Origin of the sequence: Aeromonas veronii (genome assembly GCA_041319085.1) — a bacterium.
GTDB lineage: Bacteria > Pseudomonadota > Gammaproteobacteria > Enterobacterales > Aeromonadaceae > Aeromonas > Aeromonas veronii_F.
Window position 1 is genome coordinate 846,096 of the sequence record CP101033.1, and the last position, 25,647, is coordinate 871,742.

19 protein-coding genes, 1 tRNA gene and 1 pseudogene are annotated in these 25,647 nt (G+C 58.3%); 10 read left to right on the forward strand and 11 right to left on the reverse strand.

Annotated features, from left to right (window positions below; translation table 11 throughout):
* Positions 1-118 precede the first annotated feature (118 nt).
* From mutL to NMD14_04340, 7 genes are all read left to right on the forward strand, one after another.
* Positions 119-1,984: a DNA mismatch repair endonuclease MutL gene (gene mutL / locus NMD14_04310; GenBank protein XEI33652.1), complete on the forward strand. Its 1,866-nt coding sequence runs from the start codon at positions 119-121 to the stop codon at positions 1,982-1,984.
* On the forward strand, positions 1,974-2,903 hold the full coding sequence (gene miaA, locus NMD14_04315; protein XEI33653.1) for a tRNA (adenosine(37)-N6)-dimethylallyltransferase MiaA: 930 nt from the start codon (positions 1,974-1,976) through the stop codon (positions 2,901-2,903). The genes mutL and miaA overlap by 11 nt, the downstream gene beginning before the upstream one ends.
* Before the next feature lie 72 nt (positions 2,904-2,975).
* Positions 2,976-3,239: an RNA chaperone Hfq gene (gene hfq / locus NMD14_04320; protein XEI33654.1), complete on the forward strand. Its 264-nt coding sequence runs from the start codon at positions 2,976-2,978 to the stop codon at positions 3,237-3,239.
* A 63-nt stretch (positions 3,240-3,302) separates the two neighbouring features.
* A complete protein-coding gene (gene hflX / locus NMD14_04325; GenBank protein ID XEI33655.1) occupies positions 3,303-4,589 on the forward strand; it encodes a GTPase HflX in 1,287 nt (428 codons plus the stop codon).
* Between the two features lie 91 nt (positions 4,590-4,680).
* Positions 4,681-5,829, forward strand: a complete 1,149-nt coding sequence (gene hflK / locus NMD14_04330) for an FtsH protease activity modulator HflK (protein ID XEI33656.1) — start codon at positions 4,681-4,683, stop codon at positions 5,827-5,829.
* 3 nt (positions 5,830-5,832) lie between these two features.
* Entirely contained in the window at positions 5,833-6,717 is an 885-nt protein-coding gene (gene hflC / locus NMD14_04335; protein ID XEI33657.1) for a protease modulator HflC, read from the forward strand.
* 302 nt (positions 6,718-7,019) lie between these two features.
* Positions 7,020-7,718 carry a DUF3334 family protein gene (locus NMD14_04340; protein XEI33658.1) on the forward strand — a complete coding sequence of 233 codons (699 nt, stop codon included), beginning with the start codon at positions 7,020-7,022 and terminating at the stop codon, positions 7,716-7,718.
* A 46-nt stretch (positions 7,719-7,764) separates the two neighbouring features.
* Here the strand turns inward: NMD14_04340 and NMD14_04345 are convergent.
* The 4 genes and pseudogenes from NMD14_04345 to rplU form a co-directional block, all read right to left on the reverse strand.
* Positions 7,765-7,941: pseudogene (locus tag NMD14_04345) on the reverse strand (transposase).
* A gap of 588 nt (positions 7,942-8,529) precedes the next feature.
* On the reverse strand, positions 8,530-9,732 hold the full coding sequence (gene cgtA / locus NMD14_04350; protein ID XEI33659.1) for an Obg family GTPase CgtA: 1,203 nt from the start codon (positions 9,730-9,732) through the stop codon (positions 8,530-8,532).
* 191 nt (positions 9,733-9,923) lie between these two features.
* Positions 9,924-10,181: a 50S ribosomal protein L27 gene (gene rpmA, locus NMD14_04355; GenBank protein XEI33660.1), complete on the reverse strand. Its 258-nt coding sequence runs from the start codon at positions 10,179-10,181 to the stop codon at positions 9,924-9,926.
* Between the two features lie 17 nt (positions 10,182-10,198).
* Positions 10,199-10,510 carry a 50S ribosomal protein L21 gene (gene rplU / locus NMD14_04360; protein XEI33661.1) on the reverse strand — a complete coding sequence of 104 codons (312 nt, stop codon included), beginning with the start codon at positions 10,508-10,510 and terminating at the stop codon, positions 10,199-10,201.
* A gap of 242 nt (positions 10,511-10,752) precedes the next feature.
* Between rplU and ispB the strand changes: the two genes are divergently transcribed.
* Positions 10,753-11,724 (forward strand): octaprenyl diphosphate synthase, encoded by a 972-nt coding sequence (gene ispB, locus NMD14_04365; protein XEI33662.1) that lies wholly within the window; start codon positions 10,753-10,755, stop codon positions 11,722-11,724.
* Between the two features lie 793 nt (positions 11,725-12,517).
* Here ispB and NMD14_04370 read toward each other — a convergent pair.
* The 5 genes from NMD14_04370 to rpsU all read right to left on the reverse strand — a co-directional run bounded on the left by NMD14_04370 (position 12,518) and on the right by rpsU (position 17,411).
* Positions 12,518-12,594, reverse strand: a tRNA-Ile gene (locus NMD14_04370).
* A gap of 187 nt (positions 12,595-12,781) precedes the next feature.
* Positions 12,782-14,638, reverse strand: coding sequence for an RNA polymerase sigma factor RpoD (gene rpoD / locus NMD14_04375; protein ID XEI33663.1), 1,857 nt, complete (start codon positions 14,636-14,638; stop codon positions 12,782-12,784).
* A 222-nt stretch (positions 14,639-14,860) separates the two neighbouring features.
* Positions 14,861-16,648, reverse strand: coding sequence for a DNA primase (gene dnaG / locus NMD14_04380; protein XEI33664.1), 1,788 nt, complete (start codon positions 16,646-16,648; stop codon positions 14,861-14,863).
* Positions 16,649-16,736: 88 nt separating this feature from the next.
* Complete coding sequence (locus NMD14_04385; GenBank protein XEI33665.1) at positions 16,737-17,180, reverse strand: GatB/YqeY domain-containing protein; 444 nt, start codon at positions 17,178-17,180, stop codon at positions 16,737-16,739.
* 15 nt (positions 17,181-17,195) lie between these two features.
* Positions 17,196-17,411 (reverse strand): 30S ribosomal protein S21, encoded by a 216-nt coding sequence (gene rpsU / locus NMD14_04390; protein ID XEI33666.1) that lies wholly within the window; start codon positions 17,409-17,411, stop codon positions 17,196-17,198.
* A gap of 179 nt (positions 17,412-17,590) precedes the next feature.
* Between rpsU and tsaD the strand changes: the two genes are divergently transcribed.
* Positions 17,591-18,604 carry a tRNA (adenosine(37)-N6)-threonylcarbamoyltransferase complex transferase subunit TsaD gene (tsaD, locus tag NMD14_04395; protein ID XEI33667.1) on the forward strand — a complete coding sequence of 338 codons (1,014 nt, stop codon included), beginning with the start codon at positions 17,591-17,593 and terminating at the stop codon, positions 18,602-18,604.
* A gap of 215 nt (positions 18,605-18,819) precedes the next feature.
* Positions 18,820-20,997, forward strand: coding sequence for an AsmA family protein (locus tag NMD14_04400; protein ID XEI33668.1), 2,178 nt, complete (start codon positions 18,820-18,822; stop codon positions 20,995-20,997).
* Positions 20,998-21,170: 173 nt separating this feature from the next.
* Here NMD14_04400 and glnE read toward each other — a convergent pair whose 3' ends face one another.
* Entirely contained in the window at positions 21,171-24,044 is a 2,874-nt protein-coding gene (gene glnE, locus NMD14_04405; GenBank protein ID XEI33669.1) for a bifunctional [glutamate--ammonia ligase]-adenylyl-L-tyrosine phosphorylase/[glutamate--ammonia-ligase] adenylyltransferase, read from the reverse strand.
* 191 nt (positions 24,045-24,235) lie between these two features.
* Positions 24,236-25,579 (reverse strand): NCS2 family permease, encoded by a 1,344-nt coding sequence (locus NMD14_04410; protein ID XEI33670.1) that lies wholly within the window; start codon positions 25,577-25,579, stop codon positions 24,236-24,238.
* Positions 25,580-25,647 lie beyond the last annotated feature (68 nt).

Sequence of the window (25,647 nt, forward strand, 5' to 3'; positions counted from 1 at the left end):
TCAGGAGTAAGTGATGCCGATCCGTATTTTACCCCCGATTTTGGCCAACCAGATTCCGGTTGGTGGAGAGGTGGTGGAGCGGCTCTCTATTCGCAAGATTGAAATTCAGGAGTAAGTGATGCCGATCCGTATATTACCCCCGATCCTGGCCAACCAGATTGCAGCCGGAGAGGTGGTGGAGCGGCCCTCTTCTGTGGTGAAAGAACTGGTGGAAAACAGCCTGGATGCGGGGGCTGACCGGGTCGAGATCGACATCGACAAGGGTGGCGCCAAGCTGATCCGCATTCGTGACAACGGTTGTGGCGTCGCCAAAGACGAGCTGGTGCTGGCGCTGTCGCGTCACGCCACCTCCAAGGTTGCCACGCTGGACGATCTGGAAGGGATCAACAGCCTCGGTTTTCGCGGCGAGGCGCTCGCCTCCATCAGCTCGGTCTCCCGTCTCACTTTCACCTCCCGTACCGCAGAGCAGTCCGAAGCCTGGCAAGCCCAGGCGGAAGGGCGCGAGATGAGCGTCACCATCAAGCCGGCGGCCCATCCGGTGGGCACCACGGTGGAGGTGGTGGATCTCTTCTTCAATACCCCCGCGCGGCGCAAGTTTATGCGCAGCGAAAAGACCGAGTTTGCCCATATCGACGAGTTGGTGCGCCGCATCGCGCTCTCCCGCTTCGACGCCACCCTGATCCTGCGCCACAATGGCAAGGTGGTGCGCCAGTACAAGGCCGCCAATACCGTGCCGGAGCAGGAGCGTCGCCTCGCCGCTGTTTGCGGTACCCCCTTCATGCACCATGCGCTGGCGGTGGAGAGCGAGCATAGCGACGTGCGGCTGTGGGGCTGGCTGGCGACCACGGAGGGGGCAAGACCGCAGAACGATCTGCAATACACCTACGTCAACGGCCGGATGATGCGCGACAAGCTGATCAATCACGCCATTCGTCAGGCCTATGACGAGCTGCTGCCTCCCGATCGCTTCGCCGCCTATGTGCTCTACATCGAGCTGGATCCCCGTCAGGTTGATGTTAACGTCCACCCGGCCAAGCACGAGGTGCGCTTCCATCAGGCGCGGCTGATCCACGACTTTATCTTTCAGGCGCTGTTTACTGCGCTGCGCCGCGAAGGGGTCAGCACCGCTCATCAGGACGCGCCGTTGGCCGAAACCCTGGTCGAGTTGCCGGTCAGTCCGCAGATTGAATATCCCGGTCAGGCGCCACGCCCGGAGTGGTACGGTGCCGAGCACAGCTACCGGGCGCCTGCGCAGGTGCGGGAAGGGGGCGCGGCTCGCACCAGCAATTATCAACCGCCCGAGCCGCCAAGTCGCGAGGCGATGCGCGGCATGGGGGCCCTGCTCACTACGCTGCCTATCGCAACGGCGGCTGAGACTGCGCCTGAGCAGCCAGCGGCCACCGTGCCATCACCCAAACAGGGGGGATGTCGCGCCCTGACTTTGGTGGATCAGGCCTACCTGTTGATCGAGCGGGATAATCAGCTGGCGCTGCTCTCGCTGGTGCGTGCCGAGCGGGTGCTGCTGCGTCACTGGTTGCTGGAGACCTGGGGCCAGGGGCTGGCGGCCCAGCCGCTGTTGCTGCCGGTCTCCTTCAAATTGCCGAAGAATTTGATCGCGCTGGTGACCGAGCAGGAACGTTTGCTGAAACGGATGGGGCTGGAGTTGAAAAGCGGGGGGCGCGACACCATGATCCTGACTCGGGTGCCGGCTCTGCTGCGCCAGACCGATCTGGTACGGCTGTTACCCGAATTGCTGCAGATTATCGAGGGCAGATCTGACAGTGATGCTGGCCAGCAGGCTGAAGTATTATGCCAATGGCTGGTGGAGCAGGGGATAAGCCGCGAAAAAATATACGATTTTTCAACTGCCAGTCGTCTGCTGACGGAACTTGTTGCCGCTCATGCTGACCAACTGACAGACATTCGCATGGTGCGCCCGCTTTCGCTGGCGACCGTGCTGGAGGAGTTTGAACATGGCGAGTGACTTGCCGACTGCAATTTTTCTGATGGGGCCGACGGCCTCCGGCAAGACGGATCTCGCCATTGGACTGTGCCAGGCATTGCCTTGCGACATCATTAGCGTCGATTCGGCGCTGATCTATCGCGGCATGGATATAGGGACGGCCAAGCCGACCGCCGATGAACTGGCTCGGGCCCCGCACCGGCTGATCGACATTCTTGACCCGGCCTTGAGCTATTCAGCGGCCGATTTTTGCAAGGATGCCCTGCGGGAGATGAAAGAGATCGCCGACCGTGGCCGCATTCCGCTGCTGGTGGGCGGTACCATGCTCTATTTCAAAGCGCTGCTGGAGGGATTGTCCCCATTGCCCTCTGCCGATCCCGCCATTCGTGCCGGGATTGAGGAAGAGGCTGCCCGCCTCGGTTGGCAGGCGCTGCACGACGAGTTGGTGCGCATCGACCCGGTGGCCGGGGCGCGGATCCACCCCAATGACCCGCAGCGATTGAGTCGTGCACTGGAGGTCTATCGCATCAGCGGCAAGACCCTCACCGAGCTGACGCAGGTGCAGGGGGAGGGCTTGCCCTATCGGGTGCAGCAGTTTGCCATCGCCCCGAGCGATCGTGCCGTGCTGCATCAGCGGATCGAACAGCGCTTTGACAAGATGCTGCAAGGTGGCTTTGAACAGGAGGTCCGTGCGCTGATGGCACGCGGCGATCTGACCCCGGATCTCCCCTCCATTCGCTGTGTGGGTTATCGCCAAATGTGGGACTACCTGTGCGGTGAAGTGGGGTATGATGAGATGCGTTATCGTGGCATTGTTGCCACACGCCAATTGGCAAAACGACAGATGACCTGGTTGCGCGGCTGGCCCGACGTGACCTGGTTGGAATCTGGTGAGTCTGGCAATCTCGACCGCGTGCTTGCTCGAGCTGGTGCGGCTTGACACTCCCTGTATAATCAGGTTGTTATATTGATATTCGGTGTTTAAAAACAACAAACTATAAGGAAAAGAAAAATGGCTAAGGGGCAATCTCTCCAAGACCCGTTTTTGAATGCGCTGCGCCGTGAGCGGATTCCTGTTTCTATCTATTTGGTGAACGGCATCAAACTGCAAGGTCAGATCGAGTCTTTTGACCAGTTTGTTATCCTGCTGAAAAACACCGTGAGCCAGATGGTTTACAAACACGCCATCTCGACCGTCGTACCGGCCCGTGCCGTCAATCATCACCAGCCTACTCCGGGTGGCGCTGCTGATGAACAGGGTGATGCCGAGGCGTGATATCCCTGGGCGAGTCGACTCGCCAACTCAGATTCATCATGATTCCTGTTAAGGAGCAAGCGCTTGTTTGACCGTTATGAAGCTGGCGAACAGGCCGTTCTGGTGCATGTCAACTTCAGTGATGAGGGTGAGCGGGAGGATCTGGAAGAGCTCAAGATGTTGGTGAGCTCGGCCGGAGTCAATGCGCTGGGGGTCGTGACCACCAGTCGCAGTGCGCCCAGTGCCAAATTTTTTGTCGGCAGCGGCAAGGCTGAAGAGATCGCGTCCCAGGTCCAGATGCTGGCGGCGGACGTGGTGATCTTCAACCATGCCCTGACCCCCGCCCAGGAGCGCAACCTGGAGCGTCTGTTCCAGTGCCGGGTGGTGGACCGAACCGGCCTGATCCTCGATATCTTTGCCCAGCGCGCCCGAACCCATGAAGGTAAACTGCAGGTCGAACTGGCCCAGTTGCGCCATCTTTCCACTCGTCTGGTGCGAGGCTGGACCCACCTTGAGCGTCAAAAGGGCGGGATCGGTCTGCGTGGTCCGGGTGAAACCCAGCTTGAAACTGACCGACGTCTGCTGCGAGAACGCATCAAGGCGATTTTGCGTCGGCTCGACAAGGTGGCCAAGCAGCGGGAGCAGGGACGCCGCGCCCGCAACCGCAACGAAGTGCCGACGGTGTCACTGGTTGGTTACACAAACGCCGGAAAGTCCACTTTGTTCAACCAACTTACAGCTGCCAGTGTGTATGCTGCTGACCAATTGTTCGCAACTCTGGATCCCACCCTGCGTAAACTGGTGATCCGGGATGTGGGTGATGTGATTTTGGCGGATACAGTTGGATTTATTCGGCACTTGCCCCATGATCTGGTCGCGGCCTTCAAGGCGACCCTGCAGGAGACTCGTGAAGCGGATCTGCTGCTGCATGTGGTGGACTGTGCCGATGAGCAGATGCAGGAGAATATCGACTCCGTGCAGCAGGTGTTGGCCGAGATTGAAGCCGATGACAGGCCCCAGCTGATGATCTGCAACAAGATCGACAAGCTGGCGGATCGTCCGGCAGGTCTGGAGCGAGATGACGAGGGGCGCCCGTTGCGCGTCTGGTTGTCGGCCCAGACCGGTGAAGGTTGTGAGCATCTGTTTACGGCGCTGACCGAATTGCTGGCTGGCTCCATGGTGCATCACACCCTGCAGTTGCCCCCTTCTGCCGCGAGATTGCGCAGTGCGCTCTATCAGCTGAAAGGGATTGAGCAGGAAGGTTTTAGCGAGGAGGGTGATTTCGTGCTGGAAGTCCGCTTGCAAGTGGCCGACTGGAACCGCCTCGTGAAACAGGAAGGTGAGAGTTTACAACGCTTTATCAGGCATTGATTCGTCGAAGAAGATGACCCCTTAGGGGCTTCTCAACGTATGATGGCCCGGTAGAGATGATATCCATCCGCATGTATTAATGGAGACGCTGATGGCTTGGAATGAGCCTGGTAACAACGGCAAAGACCGTGACCCTTGGGGGAATAACGGCAAGAATCAGGGCCCCCCTGATTTGGATGAAATGCTGCGCAAAGTGAGTCGCCGTTTCGGTGGCTTGTTTGGTGGCGGCAAATCTGGCGGCGATATAGGTCGCTTTGGTCTTTCCATCGCGCTGGTTGTCGCTGTGGTGGTGTGGGTCGTCAGCGGCTTCTACACCATTCGCGAAGCTGAGCGTGGGGTGGTGCTGCGTTTTGGGGAGTATTCCCATAATGTCGACCCTGGCTTGCGCTGGAAACCGACGTTTATCGATCAGGTGATCCCGGTGGATGTGGAGTCTGTGCGCTCCCTGCCGGCCTCCGGTTTCATGCTGACTCAGGATGAGAACGTGGTGCGGGTCGAGATGGACGTGCAGTACCGTGTTGTCAATCCGGAGCAGTACCTGTTCAGCGTCACCAATGCTGACGAGAGTCTGAGCCAGGCTACCGATAGCGCCCTGCGTTATGTGGTGGGTCATACCCGGATGGATGACGTACTGACCACGGGTCGGGAAAAAGTCCGTCAGGAGACCTGGCAGGTGATCGATGGCATCATCGAGCCTTACCAGATGGGTCTGCAGATCGTTGACGTCAACTTCTTGCCGGCACGTCCGCCGGAAGAGGTAAAAGATGCCTTCGATGACGCCATCTCCGCTCAGGAAGATGAACAGCGCTTCATTCGTGAAGCTGAAGCCTACGCTCGTGAAGTGGAGCCGAAGGCGCGTGGTTCGGTCAAGCGGCTGGAGCAGGAAGCGGAAGCTTACAAATCCCAGATCGTGTTGAAGGCCCAGGGTGAAGTTGCTCGCTTCAACGAGCTGCTGCCCCAGTATCAGGCGGCGCCTGAGCTGACCCGTAATCGTATCTATTTGGAAACGATGGAAGAGCTCTATCAGCAGGCCAACAAGGTGGTGGTCGACATGCCGGCTGGCAACAACAGCATGATCTATCTGCCGCTCGACAAGCTCTCTGGCAAAGCAAATGCCGTACAACCGGCTCTTCCGGCGAGTGCTCCGGTGGCTGAATCGACTCCTGCGTCCAACGAAGGGGCCAACTCTACACCGACCCCACTGCGTGGCGGTGACCGTTTCAGCTCAGGGAGAAACTGATAGATGAAAAAGTTAGCTATTGGTGCAATCGCTGTCGCGGCCATGGTCTGTTTCTCTTCGGTCTTCATTGTGAATGAAGGCCAGAAGGGGATCGTGGTGCAGTTTGGCAAGGTGAAGCGGGTTGACTCTGGTGAGCCACGTCTATATGAGCCGGGCTTGCACTTCAAGGTGCCGCTTATCGATCAGGTGCGCAAGATGGATGCCCGCATCCAAACCCTGGAAGGTCAGGCGGATCGCTTCGTTACGTCCGAGAAGAAAGACCTGATCATCGACTCCTACGTGAAGTGGAAGATCGAAGATTTCTCCAAGTACTACTTGGCAACCGGCGGTGGTAACAAGATCCAGGCTGAAGACCTGCTCAAGCGCAAGATCAACAACGGCCTGCGTTCTGAAATTGGTAACCGCACCATCAAGGACATCGTCTCTGGTGAGCGCAGTACGGTGATGGAAGATGCCTTGATGAAGATGGCGCGCTCCTCCGAGCTCGGTATCAAGGTGGTGGATGTGCGGATCAAGCAGATCAACCTGCCGGTGGAAGTGTCCAGCTCCATCTATCAGCGGATGCGTGCCGAACGGACCGCGGTAGCCCGCGAACATCGTTCTCAGGGCCGTGAGCAGGCTGAAATCCTGCGTGCCGATATTGACCGCAAGGTGACCGTGATGATCGCCGACGCCGAGAGTAACGCCCGTCAACTGCGTGGTGAAGGGGATGCCGAAGCCGCCAAGATCTATGCCGACAGCTATAAGAAAGACCCCGAGTTTTTCAGCTTCGTGCGTAGTATGGAAGCCTATCGCAAGAGCTTCGCCGGTGGCAACGACCTGATAGTCCTCAAGCCGGACAGCGAGTTCTTCCGCTACCTCAAGTCGCCTAACGGTACCAAACAGTAATCGCCACGAGGTCACATTCAAAGGGTCTGCATTGTCAGACCCTTTTGTGTTTGGTGTCAACGCCAGCCATTGCTCCAGTTGGCTGGCTGTGCGGATGCATGACACCCATGCTGATGGGATTGCGGAGCGTGTGGCTCCCGAGTCTGCGAGTGATATATCCGTATCCGGATGAGCAGTGTTACCCCTGTGGCTGCTGAAAACGGCGTCAACTGAGAGGCGCGTCGCTATTTCAGTCTGTGGGCCGCGCCATTTGTTAGAGTTATGGTATAGATAAGCCCATTTTGGATGTTCAGGGAGGTCCCATGATAGTGACAAGATCCGATGACGATACCGTATTGACCACAGAGGATGTGCTGCTCAGCCTGTGCAACTCGGTGACGGGTGTCTTGAGTGCCGCGACCATGAGTCAAGTGCGGTTTTCCGGCATGGTGCAGCGGATCAGCAAGACCTGCCTCAAGCCTGATATCGGCTGTTTCGTGCTGTTCGATGGCGGTTTTTCCGGTCTGGTGGTGATCAACTTCTCCGCCGCCGCCGCCATGGAGCTGTACGAGAGCTACATGCTTAGCATGGGGCTCTCCAAGGAGGATCTTGCTATCTCACACACCTCTGATGAGGTGAGCAACGTGATGGGCGAGCTGATGAATCAGATTGTCGGCAGCTTTATCGTCAAGGTGGGCCGGGATCTGCAGACCCACATCACCCAGAACCAGCCGAAGATGCTGGCCCTCAACAAGCAGGTGATGCTGAGTGTCGATACCAATCTCGATAGCCCGGAATCTCGCCGCGTCACCTTCTTCACCGCCCGCAACAACATCTTCTATCTGGAGCTGGCGATGGACAAAACCGAGTTCATTCGCATCCACAATGAGGGGATGGAGCACGAGGAGCTGGATCCCGATGCGCTGATCGCCCAGGCCAAGCAGCACGTAGCCAAGCCGGTTCAGGCGGCAGCTCCGGTCGCCAACGATCACGACGATCTGCTCGACTCCCTCGGCATCTGATCTCGAGCTGATGAGTGAAATGAGCAGGCCACCTAGCGGGGCGTGATGATATCGTTACCCACAAGAACGCGCAGTGGCTTAGTACTACAGCGAAGAACGAGCGCGTATTTTTGGCGTATCTCATCGCTATACCCCGCCATTTCCTCAGATGACGGAAGGTGTTCTCTACCAGATGCCTTGCCTTGTAGAGCTCCTTATCATGCTCTCGCTGCTCCTTACGGGATCATTATCTTCATCCCTCTGCAGCTGGCAAACGCCATCAACTCATTGGTGCTGTACCTCTATCTGCCAGTAAACACGAGTCTGGCCAGTGTACAATCCGCAGTTGTTCCCGATGTAATAATGATTTTTATCGGCATATCACCCACTCAACCTCACAGGCCTTTTTGCCCCAAGAGGTGGGAAGCGATAAGGTTCGGTTCCATGTGCGGTCTGATAAATCATGGCGGTAATGAGCTGGAGTCGTCATGTTGTGATGATTATTTGAGGGGAGCAAGGCGGTGATTGTATCGAATACCATCACCTGAAGATAACGGCCCCTAGACCGGTCAACCAGTGTATTCATCCATTAACCGGAAAAATGGGCGTAAAATTACACGGCAATGCATAGGTTTGCATAAATAGCGTCAATTTGTGTATTGTAATTCAAAAAGATAAGATGTTCAGTCAAAAAATCAGATACGGCAGCAGATATTGATTAAAGAGATATTGTAGATGATGGGTTCGTTATTGTTGATTTTGGTGGGCGGTATAATCGGTAAAAAAAACCGGAGCCTGTTCAGGCTCCGGTTTTCAATGAGAGTGACGGGGATCAGTCACGCACGTAGATGACTTCAACGCCATCATCTTCGTCGTCATCCCACTCGTCATCATCAAGCCCTTCATCGAAGGCCACGGAAGCTGCCAGTGCTTCGGCTTCAGCCTGAGCCAGCTGGTTCTTGTGGTAGTCGTCCCACTTGAACTCGACCTTCTCGATCGCCTCTTTGGCATCCTGCTCCAGTTGACGGGGCATGGTGTCCAGCAGATCCAGAATGTCGTAACAGACCTTCTTGGTACCTTCCTTGCTAATGGCCGAGATCTGGTAGACCGGACCTTCGTATGCCAGCGCCGCCTTGACACGGTCCATCACTTCCTGCGCTTCCTCTTCCAGGATCAGATCCATCTTGTTGAACACCAGCCAGCGCGGCTTGCCTGCCAACTCGGGGCTGTATTTTTCCAGCTCCCGGACGATGGTCACGGCGTTTTCAGCAGGATCGGAGCCATCGATGGGGCAGATATCCACCAGATGGAGCAGCACGCGGCAACGCTCGAGGTGCTTCAGGAAGCGAATCCCCAGACCAGCACCTTCGGCGGCACCCTCGATCAGACCCGGAATATCCGCGATCACGAAGGAGCGGGAGTTCTCACCACGCACCACACCCAGGTTCGGCACCAGGGTGGTGAAGGGGTAGTCGGCCACTTTCGGACGCGCGGCGGAAACAGCACGGATAAAGGTAGATTTACCAGCGTTGGGCAGACCCAGCATACCGACATCGGCCAGCAGCAGCAGCTCCAGCTTCAGGGTCCGCACTTCACCCGGTGTACCGTTACTCTTCTGGCGCGGAGCCCGATTGACGGAGCTCTTGAAGCGGGTGTTGCCCAGACCGTGGAAACCACCCTTGGCAACCATCAGCTTCTGACCATGACTGGTCAAGTCGCCCAGTCGCTCACCGGTATCCTCGTCGCTGGCGCGAGTACCGACAGGAACACGCAGGATCTTGTCCTTGCCACGATGGCCGGTACAGTTGGCACTACGACCATTCTCGCCACGCTCGGCGGCATGGAAACGCTCAAAACGGTAATCGATCAGGGTGTTGAGGTTTTCGTCGGCCAGCAGATAGACATCACCGCCATCGCCACCATCACCGCCATCCGGACCACCGTTGGGAACATACAACTCCCGGCGAAAACTGACACAACCGTTACCACCGTCACCGGCATCGACTCGAATCTGGACTTCATCAACAAACTTCATAGGTAACCGTCACCTTAATTCGAAAAACCGATACGCAATTATAGTGGTACAGACCCCTGCGGGCGATACGCATCTTGGCAATCCACGCCCCTGTCGGAGCCCGGGTCATCTGCGTTCCGTTTTTTCGTCAACTATTCAGAAAAACAAAAGCCCCGCCTGTTGGCGGGGCTTCGGATCCTTGCGGTCCGTAATTACTCAGCAACGATGCTAACGTACTTACGATTCAGCGGACCTTTAACTTCGAACAGGATTTTACCAGTCGCGGTTGCGAACAGGGTGTGATCCTTGCCCAGACCAACGTTGGTGCCAGCGTGGAACTTGGTGCCACGTTGACGAACGATGATGCTACCAGCTAGAACTGTTTCGCCGCCGAAACGCTTAACGCCCAGGCGTTTAGCTTCAGAATCGCGACCGTTGCGGGATGAACCGCCAGCTTTTTTGTGTGCCATTTATCGGACTCCTCTAATTAAGCGCTGATGCCAGTGATTTTGACTTCAGTGAACCACTGACGGTGGCCCGCTTGCTTACGATGGTGCTTACGACGACGGAACTTGACGATAGTCACTTTCTCGCCACGGCCGTGAGCCACAACTTCAGCTACAACCTTGCCACCTTCAACGAAAGGAGCACCTACTTTAAAAGTGTCGCCTGCAGCAACCATCAGAACTTCGTTGAAGTCGATAGTAGCGCCAGTCTCAACGTTCAGCTTTTCCAGACGAACGATTTGACCTTCGGCCACACGGTGTTGTTTTCCGCCGCTTTGGAATACCGCGTACATTTGATTAACTCCGTAAAGGCATGTCTTTTGCTCAAGGCTAGACATGCGCAAAAACCTATAACAATGGGCGGGCATTCTACGCAAATCGATCTGCTCAGGCAAGGCCAATTTAGCAAAAAGTTTATTTTGTGCGCATATCTGCCGCCGTGGATAAACGCCTAACTGTAACCCATTGTGAAATCGTGTAGAATCCCTGCCATTACTAAAATCGCAGTTATTGCTGCTGTCACGTTACGAGACTTATGGACCAACAGACTATCCGTGCGCTCTGTGCCGCCGACATGACGGCGGTCAATGAACTGATCCTGGCCCGACTCCAGTCCGACGTTAGTCTGATTAATCAGCTGGGTTTCTACATTGTCAGCGCCGGCGGGAAACGGATGCGCCCCATGCTGACCGTGATGGCTGCGCGTGCGCTGGGCTATGAGGGTGAGGATCACCTGAAACTGGCCGCCATCATCGAATTCATTCACACCTCTACCCTGCTGCATGACGACGTGGTCGACGAATCCGACCTGCGCCGCGGCCGGGAGACCGCCAACGCCATGTTTGGTAATGCCGCCAGCGTGCTGGTTGGTGACTACCTCTATAGCCGCTCCTTCCAGATGATGGCCGAACTCTCCAACCTGCGGGTGATGGAGATCCTCTCGGATGCCACCAACACCATCGCCGAAGGGGAAGTGTTGCAGCTGATGAACTGCAACGATCCGGACACCACCGAAGAGAGCTACATGACGGTCATCTACTGCAAGACCGCCAAACTGTTCGAGGCCGCCACCCGGCTCGCCGCCGTACTGACTCATCAGCCCGAGCCCGTCGAGCAGGCCATGACCGATTACGGCAAGTATCTGGGCACCGCGTTCCAGATCATCGATGACGTGATGGACTACTGCTCCCAGAGCGAAGAGATGGGCAAGAATGTCGGCGACGATCTGGCCGAAGGCAAACCGACCCTGCCGCTGCTACGTGCCATGGAAGTGGGCTCGCCGGAAGAGCGCCAGCTGGTACGCGATGCCATCGAGCACCGCAACGGTATGGAACATCTTGAGCAGATCCTCGGGATCCTCGACCGTACCGGTGCGCTGGAGTACTCCCGCATGCGTGCCAGGGAAGAGGCCGACAAGGCCATTGCCGCTCTCGCCATCCTGCCTGACTCCCCGCACAAGCACGCGCTGGAAACACTGGCCCACATGGCCGTGCAGCGCAGCGCCTGAGTAAACGACATTCCTGACATAAGGTAGAGTCCACGGGCGTGGTGTAAATTCGGTGGAATGGCAAGATCCATCGACTTATGCGGTAAGGTAATGGTTTGCAAGGATAATAATCTTGAATGGCATATACCTGCGTACCAGCAACCAGCGTTGCAATCATGCGAGCTATCCCGAGTTCTTGGTAGCGACCAAGCCACGGTGAGCGAAGTTGCGAATGGAGACAGCGGGAGCGATCATGATGCTCTACCTGCAAAAAGTAGCAATAGTTCAGAACAGCTGATCGCCGTCAAGTAGTGACCCGCTCAAAGACGTGTCCAACAAGGCGGTTGGTTGGGCCATTCCTATATCTTGCCTGCTCTGTGAAGGCAATACCGGTGTCTGTGAGAGGTATGAATGGTGTACGCCACCATTTCTTCAAGAAATGCAGCTCCATTTTGTTTGGTCGGTGCATCCAAGAACGCCACGTGGGTAAATCTGGTGACACGTTCAATGGCCAAAAACATGTGTTGCTTGCCTTCCTCCAGACGTAACTCGCAACTGTCGGTATGCAAGTAACCCATTTCTGTCGGTTCGAACTGTCCACGTTGATTTTTGTTCTGTTGCTGATTGGGTCGCTTGCTAATGCCATGTCGTATAAGACAGCGATGAAGGGCACTGCGAGTTAGTTGTGGGAGGGCTTTGCGCAAATGCCCCTGGTTTCTGACGACTCCCTCTGACTGTTAGAGACAACAAAAACCCGCAAAGCCTTACGCTGTGCGGGTTTCTGTACTTTCTAGTTCCTGCTCGGAACTTAATTTGGTGGCCCCTGGGGGACTTGAACCCACGACCAATCGATTATGAGTCGACTGCTCTGACCAACTGAGCTAAGGGGCCAAATTGTGCGTTTAGCGGCGTGGATTATAGGGGAAGAGGAAAGGGCAGTCTATAGGTATATCAACCACTTGGCGACTAATTGACCAGATTGGTAGAGGATGAAAAGCGGGTCACAAGGGTAAATGCCAGACAAAACAAAGCCCCGCATGGCGGGGCTTTGGCAGAGTAGTTTGACACAGCGTCAGGACTATTCGTCCAGGAAGCTGCGCAGCACTTCCGAGCGGCTTGGGTGGCGCAGTTTACGCAGAGCCTTGGCTTCGATCTGACGAATACGCTCACGGGTAACGTCGAACTGCTTGCCCACTTCCTCGAGGGTGTGGTCAGTGTTCATGTCGATACCGAAACGCATCCGCAGTACCTTGGCTTCGCGGGCGGTCAGGCCAGCCAGCACTTCGCGGGTGGCGTTGCGTAGGCTTTCACTGGTCGCCGCATCCGCTGGCAGAGCCAGGGTGGTATCTTCGATAAAATCGCCCAAGTGGGAATCTTCATCATCACCGATGGGCGTCTCCATGGAGATAGGCTCTTTGGCGATTTTAAGTACCTTGCGGATCTTGTCTTCCGGCATGCCCATACGCATGGCCAGCTCTTCCGGGTTCGGCTCACGACCCATCTCCTGCAGCATCTGACGGGAGATTCGGTTGAGCTTGTTGATAGTCTCGATCATGTGTACCGGGATACGGATGGTACGGGCCTGATCCGCGATGGAGCGGGTAATGGCCTGACGGATCCACCAGGTTGCATAGGTCGAGAACTTGTAGCCACGACGGTATTCAAACTTGTCTACCGCCTTCATCAGACCGATGTTGCCCTCCTGGATCAGATCCAGGAACTGCAGGCCACGGTTGGTGTATTTCTTGGCGATAGAGATAACCAGACGCAAGTTGGCCTCAACCATCTCTTTCTTCGCACGGCGGGCCTTGGCCTCACCGATGCTCATGCGGCGGTTGATATCCTTGATCTGGGCAATCGACAGACCGGTCTCTTCTTCAATCTGCTGCAGCTTGCCGATGGCGCGCTGAACATCCTCATCCATTTCAACCAGACGGGGAGACCAGGCTTTGCCTGCCTGCTTCTGGTATTCAAACCAGGCAGTTTCACACTCGTTGTTGGTGAAGGCCGCGACGAAGGTTTTCTTCGGCATCTTGGCCTGCTCAACGCAGAGCTTCATGATGATGCGTTCCTGCACGCGGACGCGCTCCATCATCTCGCGCATGTTGTTGACCAGGCGATCGAACTGCTTGGGCATCAGGCGGAATTGACGGAATACATCAGCCAGCTGGGCGATAGCGGCCTGGGTATCATCGTGTGCGCGGCCATTCTTCTGAATGGAGAGGCGGGTCACCTCATACTGGGCACGCAGTTCACCAAACTTCTCGCGAGCGACTTCCGGATCCGGACCACCGTCACCGTCGTCGTCAGAGCTGTCGCCATCTTCATCTTCGTCTTCTTCGTCTTCTTCATCTTCGTCGGCCAGATCGTCTTCGCCGAGTTCGGAACCGATGTGTGTGGCGGTAGGCGCCATGTCTTCGGTTTCGTTCGGGTCGATAAAGCCAGAGATGATGTCAGAGAGACGCAACTGCTCGGCTTCGTACTTGTCGTACTGCTCGAGGAGGTAAGTAATTGCTTCAGGGTACTCGGCTACAGAGCTTTGTACCTGGTTGATACCGTCTTCGATCCGCTTGGCGATGTCGATTTCGCCTTCACGGGTCAGCAGTTCGACGGTACCCATTTCCCGCATGTACATGCGGACGGGATCGGTCGTGCGACCAATCTCAGATTCAACAGATGCCAGAGCCTGGGCCGCTGCTTCGGCAGCGTCCTCATCGGCTGTACCACCTTCAGCCATGATAAGGTCATCGGCATCTGGGGCGTTTTCCACCACTTGGATGCCCATATCGTTGATCATCTGGATGATGTCTTCGATCTGGTCGGAATCGACAATGTCTTGCGGGAGGTGATCGTTCACCTCGGCATAGGTCAGGTAGCCCTGTTCTTTACCTTTGGCAACGAGGAGTTTAAGCTGAGACTGCGGGGTTTGCTCCATAGAACTCATCCGGTTGGTGTTGCTAGGTTGCGCGTACAGTGCGCTGCTGCGCAAATAGCCAATTCTAATAGAAAACCGCCAGACATGCTATGTCTGGTTGCGGCGTCGGTCATGAGAAACCCCTGCCCGCAGTATTGTCGGGGCCAGGCGGTTATAAAATTTTTGCTTTTCATCCCGTTGATTCGGGCGACGCTATCCATATTGGGACTAATCACTCAAATATCAAGCCTCACTCTCATTTCTTTTCTCAATTTGCACCTCTCTTATCAGCATCATCAACTCTTGGGTTTCTTCGGAGCTTAGTCCTTCCTGAGCCACTTTGGCCTGCAATTCTTCTATCCGTTGTTTCAGAAACTGGTTGATGAAGCCGACGAAGGTGTCCTGAAGTTCTCCCAGAATATCGGGTTCCTGGTCGAGCCTGACCTCTTCAAAGAGATCGTGCATCGCCAGCTGAGCGAGGATCTCGCCCTCCTTGGTACCACGCCAGTGTTCCAGCAGGATACCGGTGGTGATACCGGGCTGTGCCAGGATCTGCTGGTGCAGTTGCAGCAGGAACTTGATGCCCTGTACGCGCAGTCCAGCCAATTCCGGCATGGGGGGAAGCTCAGCCGTTACTGCCGGATATTGCACCATCAGTGCCAGCGCCCGCCGCAGTGGCGTCAGCTTGGCTGCCTTGGGTTTGTTGACCTCGGCCTTGGGCTGGCTGTTGCGGGCAAACAGTTCGGCGATGCGCTGTTTGTTCTCGCCCCAGCGCATCATGCTGGAGAGACGAGTGATCAGCCCTTCGCGGGTAAACCCTTCCGGTACGCGGCGAATAAGTTCGGCGGCCTTGTTGGCCACTTCAAACTTGCCAGCCTCACCCGAAAGTGCGGCATCCCGCCCCAGGCGCTCGAACATGAAGTCGGCGAACGGTTGGGCTTCATCGAGCAGGGCTTCGAAGCCCTCCTTGCCAATCTGGCGCACCAGCGAATCCGGATCTTCTCCATCGGGCAGGAACACGAACTTCAGCTCGCGCCCGTCCTGCAGATGGGAGAGAGCATTATCCAGTGCCCGCCAGGCGGCTTCACGGCCGGCGTTATCACCGTCGTAGCAGCAGACCACCTCGGCTGTTGTACGAAACAGGGTGTGGATATGGTCGCTGGTTGTTGCAGTACCCAGCGCCGCCACCGCATAGTCGATGTCGTACTGACCGAGAGCCACCACATCCATATAGCCTTCCACCACCAGGATCCGGCGGGGATCCTTGTGTGCCTGCTTCACTTCGTAGAGACCGAATAGCTCTCGCCCTTTATGGAAGATGGGGGTCTCCGGCGAGTTCAGGTACTTGGGGGTGCCATCACCCAGCACCCGGCCACCGAAACCGATGACCCGGCCACGCTTGTCACGGATCGGGAACATGATGCGATCGCGGAAACGATCATAACTCCCCGGGCCATTGTCACGGGTGATCAGCATGCCGCCCGAGATAAGCAGCTGTTCGTGATCCCGGCTGGCGCCGAAGCGGCGACGCACCTGATCCCAATCGCTGGGTGCATAGCCAATATTGAAGCGTTTGACCACTTCGCCAGTCAGACCGCGACCTTTGAGGTACTCCACCGCATGGGGAGCGCTCTTGAGATTGCTCTCGTAGAAGCGGGCGATCTGGTTCATTAGCTCGAACAGATCCTTGCTGACGGCGGGCTGGCTATTGGCCGAGCCGCCGATACTCTGCTCGCGAGGCACCTGCATGCCCTGCATGCTGGCGAGCTCTTCGATGGCATCGGGAAATTCGAGACCGTCGTACTCCATGACAAAGCCGATGGCGTTGCCGTGGGCGCCACAACCGAAACAGTGGTAGAACTGTTTCTCCTGGCTGACGGTAAAAGAGGGGCTTTTTTCGTTATGAAAAGGGCAGCAAGCCTGGTAGTTCTTACCGGCTTTTTTCAGCCGCACTCGCGAGTCGATCAGCTCGACTATGTCTGTGCGTACGAGCAGATCGTCGATAAAGGATTGGGGGATCCTGCCTGCCATAACCGTCCTGTTTCATTGCGGAGAAAATAAAAAAGCCGCGCATTCCAAGGGAAGCACGGCTTCTTCGACCAAACAAGAGAGTTGCCTGTTACGCCAAGCGGGTTTTCACCTGAGCACTGACGGCGCCGACATCGGCACGCCCCTGAATTTTCGGCTTCAAGACAGCCATGACCTTGCCCATATCAGCCATGACGGCAGCACCACTTTCAGTGATGGCTTGCTCGATCAGAGCGGCAATTTCATCTGCGGTCAGCTGTTGCGGCAGGAACTCCTGCAACACAACGATCTCGGCGGACTCTTTGTCGGCAAGATCCTGGCGACCGGCAGCTTCAAATTGGCTGATGGAATCGCGGCGCTGTTTAACCATTTTGGTCACGACAGCGAGGATATCCTCATCATTCAGCTCGATACGGGTATCGACTTCACGTTGCTTGATTTCTGCCATCAACAGGCGGATCGCTCCCAGACGTGCCTTATCTTTGGCAAGCATGGCGAGTTTTTGTTGATCCTTGAGTTGATCCTTCAGAGACACGGCAATATCTCCCGATTAGTACAGGCGGATACGACGTGCGTTTTCGCGAGACAGCTTCTTGGCGTGACGCTTAACAGCAGACGCTTTGGCGCGCTTACGAATGGTAGTCGGCTTCTCGTAGAACTCACGGCTACGAACTTCGGACAGGATACCGGCTTTTTCGCAAGAACGCTTGAAACGACGCAGAGCAACGTCAAACGGCTCATTTTCACGGACTTTGATTACTGGCATGTGCCTTTCACCTCAGTGATAAATTGTTAGCTGACCTTCAATCGATCAGCATGTCTTAAAATGGTGCGAAATTATACTCTGGACAGGGAATGAAAGTAAACCCGCAGAGATCGCTCTGGTTTAAAAAACCCGCGAAGGTTACCATAGCCATCTCATTTTAGCAGTGAAATTTTTTAGCAATGCGTGTATTGGGCATAGAGACATCCTGTGACGAAACCGGGATCGCGATCTTCGACGATCAAAAAGGGATCCTTTCCCATCAGTTATACAGCCAGGTCAAGCTGCATGCGGACTACGGTGGCGTTGTCCCCGAGCTCGCCAGCCGGGATCATGTTCGCAAGACGATCCCGTTGATCCAGGCCGCATTGCAAGAGGCGGGACTGGGCAAAGATGACATCGACGGCATCGCGTATACCGCAGGGCCGGGTCTGGTCGGCGCCATTCTGGTGGGGGCCACCATCGGCCGCTCGCTGGCGATGGCGTGGAACAAACCGGCCATCGCCGTCCACCATATGGAAGGCCACCTGCTGGCCCCCATGCTGGAAGAGAAAGCCCCCGAGTTCCCCTTCGTGGCGCTGCTGGTCTCCGGTGGTCACTCCATGCTGGTGCGGGTTTACGGCATCGGCAGCTATCAGCTGCTGGGGGAATCCATCGATGATGCCGCTGGCGAAGCGTTCGACAAGACCGCCAAGCTGATGGGTCTGGACTACCCGGGCGGCCCCCTGCTCTCCCGTCTGGCAGAGAAGGGCACCACCGGACGTTTCCACTTCCCCCGTCCGATGACCGATCGACCGGGGCTCGACATGAGCTTCTCCGGCCTCAAGACCTTTGCTGCCAACACCATCGCCGCCAATGGTGATGATGAGCAGACCCGCGCCGATATCGCTCGGGCGTTTGAAGATGCGGTGGTTGATACCCTGGCCATCAAGTGCCGCCGCGCCTTGAAAGAGACCGGTCTCACGCGTCTGGTGGTGGCAGGTGGCGTCAGTGCCAACCGCCATCTGCGTGCCCAGCTGGCCGAATTGATGGAGAGCCTCAATGGCGAGGTGTTCTATCCGCGCACTGAATATTGCACCGATAACGGCGCCATGATTGCCTACGCCGGTATGCAGCGCCTGAAAGCTGGCGTGTTTGAGCCGCTGGCGGTCAAAGCGGTGCCGCGCTGGCCGCTGGATACCCTGGAGCCGGTCTGATCCAAAGGATCTGGCACCCAGAAGGGTCGGGGGAGTGCTATCCAGCGCTCTATTCTTGCGATGTAACAGCGGCCCTTCGGGGCCTCTATTGATCGTGGACGCCAGATTGCGCGACCATCCCTGTCCGGTACTCTCGCCCTTTTCGCCGCCATGCCCCCTCTGTGTTGCCCTGGATGATATAGTCACGGTCAGGATCCGTATTCAAGGAGTGCATCGTGAAGAAGATCATCTACATCTTGCTGGGCCTGGCCGTGGCTGCCGTGGTGGCCATTGCGGCGCTGGTCAGCCTCATCGACCCTAATCAATTCAAACCCCAAGTGGCTGAACAGGTGCGCAAGAGCACGGGCCGGGAGCTGGTGATGGCGGGGGAGATGGACTGGCGTTTCTGGCCGAGTCTCGGCCTCTCGCTGAAGCAGGTCGCCCTGCGCAATCCGGCCGGTTTTGCCGAGCAGGATCTCGTTCGCTTCGAACAGGGTGAGGCCTCGGTGGCGCTGTTGCCGCTGCTCTCCCATCGCTTGGATATTGGCAAGGTGACCCTGAGTGGTGCTCATCTCTTTATCCAGACCAAAGTGGATGGCAGCTCCAATCTGAGCGGGCTGATCAAAGACTCTGCGGCTTCAACGGCGACAGCAACGAGCGAGCCTGCTGCGCCTTCTACCTCCCCTGCGCCAACCACTGATAACAAACCTTGGCAGATCAGTTTGCAGGGGGTCGCGCTCTCCCAGGCCAGTGCGCTGGTACAGGATGATCGCAGCGGCACCTCGCTGCGACTGGATCGTCTCGATCTCGACATGGGGCAGCTGGCCACCGGTCAGTGGGTCCCCGTGACGCTGGCCGCCAAGGGGAGTGCCGACAGGCTCGCTTTCGATCTCAAGGGACAGGCCCAGATCAAGCTGGCGCAGGAGGTGATGGCCAGCGAACTGAAGGAGCTGAGCTTTAGCGGCAGCCTGAGTGAACCGACCTTGCGACTCGACAGCTTCTCCATCAAGGGAGACCGGCTGGCTCTCGGTGAGTGGAGCAATCTCACGTTGGCACTGAAAGGAGCCAAGGTAGAGGGGCAGCAAGTTTCACTGGCTGGCTCGCTGGAAGGAACCCTTAAAGGGCGGCTCGATAAAGAGACGAAGCTGGCCGAGCTCTCCGATGTGCTGCTGACCGCCGCGCTGGAAGGTGATGCGCTGCCGCGCCCGCAGATGAAGCTTAAACTGGCCGGCTTTGCCCGTGCCGAGCTCGACAAGCAGTTGATTACCCTGAGCAAGTTGGTAATGAGTGCCGATGAGGCACTGCTGAGTGGCGAGGGGGCCGTGCAGCTTGGTGAGGTTCCTGTGGTCACGTTTGATCTGCATGGTGAGACGCTGGATCTCGACAAATGGCTCGCCAAAGCGACACCGGCCACGACCACACAGCTGAAAGAGGGCAAACCTGAGGCCAGAGTCCCCAGCGCCGGGGCAAGTGGCAATCAAGCGGCAACCGGCAAGAGCGAAGCCCTCTCCGCGGTCGAACCGGATTTGGGCGCGCTCAAAGTTATGGATCTGGATGGTCGGCTGCAGCTTGGCAGCCTGCGTCTGAAAGGGCTGGATCTCGGCGCTGTCGATCTGCAGGTGGATCTGGGCAAAGGGCTGCTCACGCTCAAGCAGTTCAGCGCGACCGTGGCTGGCGGTCAGGTGAAAGCGAACGGCGTACTCGATGCGCGCCAGCAGCCCGCTACCTACAAGGTGCACAAGCTGGTGGCCGGAGTGAACATTCGTCCCTTGCTGCAGACGCTTGCCCAGAGTGATCTGCTGGAGGGTAAGGGCGATCTCGATGTGCAGGTGCAGGGCCGTGGTCTCTCCGCGCTTGCACTGCGCAACGGGATGCAGGGCAAGGTTACCTTGAAGCTGAGCGACGGTGCCCTGCACGGTATCAACCTGCCGGAGATGATCCGCGAGGCGCGGGCCACCCTCACCGGCAAGGGGGCCGAGCAGGTGAAGGAGGCGCGCAAGACCGATTTCAGCGCCCTGACCGCCAGCTTCCAGATTGCCGATGGCGTTGCCCGCAGCAACGACATCCAGCTCTCTGCCCCGGCCTTGCGGGTCAAGGGGGAGGGGCAGACGGCGCTGGTACCGGAGAGCCTCGACTTCCTGTTCCTCACCTCCATCGTCGAGAGCAGCAAGGGGCAGGGGGGCAAGGATGTGGACGAGCTGAAGGAGATCACCATTCCGGTGCGGATCGGCGGCCACTGGCAGGCCCCCAGCTACCAGCTCGACGTGAAGGCGCTGCTCAGCAACAACAAGTTGCTGGAGGATAAGGCCCGCAAGGAGGCCGAACGCGGCCTCAAGAAGCTGCTGGGTGACAAGGCCGACAACGAGGCCGTCAAAGGGGTGGCTGACCAGCTGCTCAAGGGACTGTTCAAATAGCCCCAGCCTTTCGCTTTATTGCCATGCAGAGCCCGTGCCGAGCGGGCTCTTTCTTATTGCGGAGACCGTTCAGTGAGTGTCGTATCGGACTAGGCATTGGCCTGGCAAGTCTATAGGGAAGGGCCCGCCTGAATTGCTTCAGGCGGGCCCTTTTTCATTGCCGCTAGCGGGAATTACTCCCCCAGCAGCGTTTGCCAGACGGCGAGCACATGGCTGCGCTCACTCTGCAGCTGATCATCGCTCACCTTGCGGGAGATCTCCGAGAGATTGAGGCGATGGCCGAGGTTGCGGATCTCCAGATAGGCCTGCTTCAGCCCCTCCGCCTGCTCCAGGGTCAGTACCCCTGCCATCACGCACTCATCGAAGATGCGCACGTTATCGGACCAGCGAGTGAGGGCATCGGGTTCGCTACAGGCGTGGGCCAGCACCAGATACTGGGCGATAAACTCGATATCCACCATGCCGCCGGGGGACTGCTTGAGGTCGAACTCGCCAGCCCCCGCCTTGAGCAGGTGATCCCGCATCTTGTGGCGCATCTCGCGCACCTCGCGGGCCAGGGTCGGCAGCTCCCGCTCTCTGGCCAGCACATCGCGGCGGATACGGGCAAACTCGGTAACGATGGCATCGTCGCCATAGATGGGACGGGCCCGCACCAGCGCTTGATGCTCCCAGGTCCACGCCTCGTTTTGCTGATACTGCTCATAGGCCGACAGCGACGAGACCAGCAGACCGGAGTCGCCGGAGGGGCGCAGCCGCATGTCGATCTCGTAGAGGATCCCGGACGGGGTACGGGTGCTGAACAGGTGCAGGATCCGCTGCGCCAGACGCAGATAGAGCTGGCGGCTGTCGATGGGCTTGCGACCATCTGTGTAGCTGTTGGGGTCGCCGCCGTGCAGGAACACCAAATCGAGATCCGAGCCGTAGCCCAGCTCGATCCCGCCCAGCTTGCCGTAGGCCACCACCGCAAAGCTGCGCTGGCCGCTTACCGCTACCTCGGGTGGCACCCCGTAGCGCTCGCTCATCTGGGCCCACGCCTGATTGACCACCTCCTCGGTGATCGCCTCCGCCAGCCAGGTGAGGTGGTCGCTCACCTTCATCAGCGGCAGGGCGCCGGCGATGTCGGCCGCCACGATGCGCAGCAGCTGCACCTGCTTGAACTGGCGCAGCGCCTCCATCTGCTGCTCCACATCCTCTTCGGGGATGCGCAGCAGGAACTGGCGCAGCTGGGGCTTGTACTGATCGAGCGGGGTGGGGTGGTAGAGGTGCTGGGGATCGAGCAGTTCGTCCAGCAGGATGGGGTAGCGGGCCAGCTGTTCACTCACCAGATGGCTGGCGTCGCACAGCCGTACCAGCTGGCGCAGGGCGCCCGGGTTTTCCGCCAGCAGCTGCAGATAGGCGCTGCGGGTGAAGATGCGGGTCAGCAGCTCACAGACCCGCTCGAACAGGCGGGCGGGTTGCTCGCTGGCCACCACCAGCCGCAGCAGCTCCGGCATCAACCAGTCCAGCGCGATGCGCCCCTGCGGCCCCACCTGACGGCGCTTGTACTCCTCCTTGAAGCGCAGCAGGGCGGCGCAGAGCGGAGCGGGCTCGACGGCCCCTTGAGCAGTCAGCAGTTTTTCCAGCTCGGCGGCGTCGAGCTCGGTGCGCCAGAGATCGAGCCAGAGCTGCTCCAGATGGGCGGGGGCCTCCTTCTCTTCCCCCACCACGGCGGCGAACTCCTGATGGACGGCGGCCATCTCCTCATCCAGATGAGCCATAAAGGCGTCCCAGTCAGCAAAACCCAGAGCAGCGATCAGCCGCTGGCGATCCCGCTCCTCGGTGGGCAGGGTCTGGGTCTGCTGATCGCCGATCTCCTGCAATATGTTCTCGACCCGGCGCAAGAAGCGATAGGCATCCAGCAAGCGATCGCAATGGGCGGATTCGAGGGCGCCACATTGGGCGATGGCGGCCAGCGCTTCGGGCAGGTGACGCACCCGCAGCGCAGGTTCACGACCGCCGCGAATAAGTTGCAGCGCCTGGGCGATGAACTCCACCTCGCGAATGCCGCCAGCCCCCAGCTTGATGTTGCCCTCCAGCCCCTTGCGGCGCACCTCGGCGGCGATCATCGCCTTCATCTGGCGCAGGCCGTCGATAACGCCAAAGTCGATATAGCGGCGAAACACAAAGGGGCGCAGCATTTCGGCGAGCTCGACCGCGTGCTCGCACTGGGGCCCCAGTACCCGCGCCTTGACCATGGCGTAGCGCTCCCAGTTGCGGCCGTGGTGCTGGTAGTAATCCTCCATGGCGGCGAAGGAGATGGCCAGCGGCCCCGCATCGCCAAAGGGGCGCAGTCGCATATCGACCCGGAACACCTGACCATCTAGGGTGGGCTGGTGGAGGGCGTTGATGATGCGCTGGCCCAGCTTGATAAAGAACTGCTGGTTGGCCAGCTCGCGCCGCCCGCCGACCGTGTAGCCGTTCTCGGGGAAGGTGAAGATAAGGTCGATATCCGAGGAGAAGTTGAGCTCGCCGCCCCCGAGCTTGCCCATGCCGAGAATGAGCAGCGGCTGCGGGTTGCCGTTGCCGTCCATCGGGGTGCCCAGCTCGCCGCACTGTTTGGCGTAGAGCCAGTCGCGAGCGGAGCAGATGAGGGCATCCGCCAGCTTGGTGAGGTGGATAAAGCTCTCTTCCACTTCGGCATGGCCCAGCAGCTCGCGCCAGGCGATCACCAGCATGCGGCTGCGGCGGAACTGGCGCAGGATACGCTTGAGGGCCTCTTCATCGCTCACCTCGGCCAGCAGGGCGCTGAGGTCACTCTGGTAGGCGGGCCAGCGTTCGGCCCGTTCGAGATCCCCAGAGGCGAGCAGCTTGGTCAGCAACTCCGGCTGTTTGAAGAGGGAATCGGCGACAAAATCGGAGAGACCGAGCAGGGTCAGCAAGGTCTGGCGCACCAGTTCGGGCTGGTTGCCATAGTCGGGGGCCAGCTCGATCAGTCGCTGCCACTGACGCTCGGCCTGTTTTTGCAGCAAGGGGGAGAGGGCAAAGAAAGAGTGAGAGTGCTGGGCCACGGTTGCCGTCCTTGTGGTTCACGACAGGCGGTTAACGACACGGGGTTAACAAAGCTGCCGGTTCAAAATGGTGGCTGCCAATCTAGCACTGTCAGGCGCCCGCGTCACAGCACAGGGGCGAGAAGCATGATCCGGCGAGAAAAAAATGGGCCCCCGATATCGGAGGCCCATTTGATTGGTGGAACAGCGGTTTAGTGGCTGTCGACCCAGACGAACTTGAGCACGAACAGCAGGGCTACCACCAGCACGCAGGGGTTGATCTCGCGCCAGCGGCCGGTACCCGCCTTCATCACGCAGTAGGAGATAAAGCCGACGGCGATCCCCTCGGTGATGGAGAAGCTGAACGGCATCATCACTGCGGTCATGAAGGCCGGGACCGCTTCGGTCAGGTCTTCCCACTTCACCCGGGTCAGCTCGGAGCACATTAGCACGCCGACATAGATAAGGGCTCCCGCCGCAGCATAAGCGGGCACCATGGCGGCAACCGGAGAGAAGAAGATCGCCAGCAGGAACAGCAGGCCGACCACGATGGCGGTCAGGCCGGTACGGCCGCCGACGGCAACGCCTGAGCTGCTCTCGATATAGGCGGTGACCGATGACGTGCCCATAAAGGCGCCGCCGACCGAGCTGACGCTATCGACCAGCAGCGCCTGCTTCATGCGTGGGAAGCGGCCGCGATCATCAGCCAGCTTGGCACGGTTGGTGACGCCGATCAGGGTGCCGGAAGAGTCGAACAGGTTGACCAGCATAAAGGAGAAGATGATCCCGGCGAGGCTGATGTCGAGCGAACCCATCAGATCCAGCTGGCCAAATACCGGCGTTATGCTCGGCGGTATGGAGACGAAGCCCTTGAAGGTGACATCGCCAAACAACCAGCCCAGGGTGGTGGTGACCACGATGGCGATCAGCACAGCGGAGTGAACACCGCGGGCGGAGAAGATGCAGATCAGGAAGAAACCGAGCAGACCCAGCAGGCAGGGCAGGGAGGTGAGATTACCCACCGTCACCATAGTCGCAGGGCTGGCCACGACGATCCCGGCGTTGTGCAGGCCGAGCAGGGCGATCAGCAGACCGATGCCGGCGGTGATGCCGACCCGCAGGGTGAGCGGGATATTGGCGATCAGCCAGTAGCGCACCCGCAGCAGGGTCAGGATCAGCAGCCCCAGGGCGCCCCAGAAGATGGTACCCATGCCGACCTGCCAGGAGTAGCCCATGCCGGCGACCACCACGAAGGCGAAGAAGGCGTTGAGACCCATGGCGGGTGCCAGGGCGATGGGCAGGTTGGCCAACAGGCCCATCAGGATGCTGCCGATTCCGGCGATGAGGCAGGTAGTGACGAACACGGCCTGGGTATCCATGCCCGCAGCGGAGAGGATCTGCGGGTTGACGAACACGATGTAGACCATGGTCAGGAAGGTGGTGATACCGGCGATGACCTCGGTGCGGGCCGTGGTGCCGTGGCCTTGCAGGGCAAACAGGCGCTCGAGCAATCCTTGCCCGGCCGCCTGGCTGGTGGCTTGATGTGATTGATTCATGTTGGATTCCAATGGTGACGTGAAATAAGCAGCAGGCGCGGCCAGACCCATCCATAGGGGCGTCGACC

What these genes read in the sequence shown, in the direction of transcription:
- mutL (XEI33652.1), top strand. Translation starts at nt 119, where the DNA reads ATGCCGATCCGTATATTACCCCCGATCCTGGCCAACCAGATTGCAGCC.
- miaA (XEI33653.1), top strand. Translation starts at nt 1,974, where the DNA reads ATGGCGAGTGACTTGCCGACTGCAATTTTTCTGATGGGGCCGACGGCC.
- hfq (XEI33654.1), top strand. Translation starts at nt 2,976, where the DNA reads ATGGCTAAGGGGCAATCTCTCCAAGACCCGTTTTTGAATGCGCTGCGC.
- hflK (XEI33656.1), top strand. Translation starts at nt 4,681, where the DNA reads ATGGCTTGGAATGAGCCTGGTAACAACGGCAAAGACCGTGACCCTTGG.
- hflC (XEI33657.1), top strand. Translation starts at nt 5,833, where the DNA reads ATGAAAAAGTTAGCTATTGGTGCAATCGCTGTCGCGGCCATGGTCTGT.
- NMD14_04340 (XEI33658.1), top strand. Translation starts at nt 7,020, where the DNA reads ATGATAGTGACAAGATCCGATGACGATACCGTATTGACCACAGAGGAT.
- cgtA (XEI33659.1), bottom strand. Translation starts at nt 9,732, where the DNA reads ATGAAGTTTGTTGATGAAGTCCAGATTCGAGTCGATGCCGGTGACGGT.
- rpmA (XEI33660.1), bottom strand. Translation starts at nt 10,181, where the DNA reads ATGGCACACAAAAAAGCTGGCGGTTCATCCCGCAACGGTCGCGATTCT.
- rplU (XEI33661.1), bottom strand. Translation starts at nt 10,510, where the DNA reads ATGTACGCGGTATTCCAAAGCGGCGGAAAACAACACCGTGTGGCCGAA.
- ispB (XEI33662.1), top strand. Translation starts at nt 10,753, where the DNA reads ATGGACCAACAGACTATCCGTGCGCTCTGTGCCGCCGACATGACGGCG.
- rpoD (XEI33663.1), bottom strand. Translation starts at nt 14,638, where the DNA reads ATGGAGCAAACCCCGCAGTCTCAGCTTAAACTCCTCGTTGCCAAAGGT.
- dnaG (XEI33664.1), bottom strand. Translation starts at nt 16,648, where the DNA reads ATGGCAGGCAGGATCCCCCAATCCTTTATCGACGATCTGCTCGTACGC.
- rpsU (XEI33666.1), bottom strand. Translation starts at nt 17,411, where the DNA reads ATGCCAGTAATCAAAGTCCGTGAAAATGAGCCGTTTGACGTTGCTCTG.
- tsaD (XEI33667.1), top strand. Translation starts at nt 17,591, where the DNA reads ATGCGTGTATTGGGCATAGAGACATCCTGTGACGAAACCGGGATCGCG.
- NMD14_04410 (XEI33670.1), bottom strand. Translation starts at nt 25,579, where the DNA reads ATGAATCAATCACATCAAGCCACCAGCCAGGCGGCCGGGCAAGGATTG.